The 261-nt window shown below is 58.6% G+C and carries 1 protein-coding gene; it reads left to right on the forward strand.

What is annotated here, in order from left to right; genetic code table 11:
- Positions 1–261: DNA-directed RNA polymerase subunit A'' (locus HKX41_12060; GenBank protein ID NNC24869.1), on the forward strand; the 261-nt coding region annotated here is incomplete at both ends.

The following is a 261-nucleotide window of genomic DNA, read 5'->3' on the forward strand; positions in this document are numbered from 1 at the left end:
TGAAATCAAGCCGATTGCGAGCGACACACTCGAAGTTGGGGACGAGCTTCCGGTTGTCGGTTCATACGACGGGACCTCAGACACCGCCGAATTCGACTTCGCGCCTGTCACTGCGGCTGATGGTGGGACCACAGTTGAGGGGACCAATGATGTCGATCGAACTATCGATCGCGCGTCTTGGGAACGCATCGAGTCGATCGACGCGATCGAGCCCGAACACGAACACGTCTACGACTTCTCGGTCGCCGGGCTGGAGACGTT

This window comes from Salifodinibacter halophilus (assembly GCA_012999515.1).
GTDB lineage: Bacteria > Pseudomonadota > Gammaproteobacteria > Nevskiales > Salinisphaeraceae > Salifodinibacter > Salifodinibacter halophilus.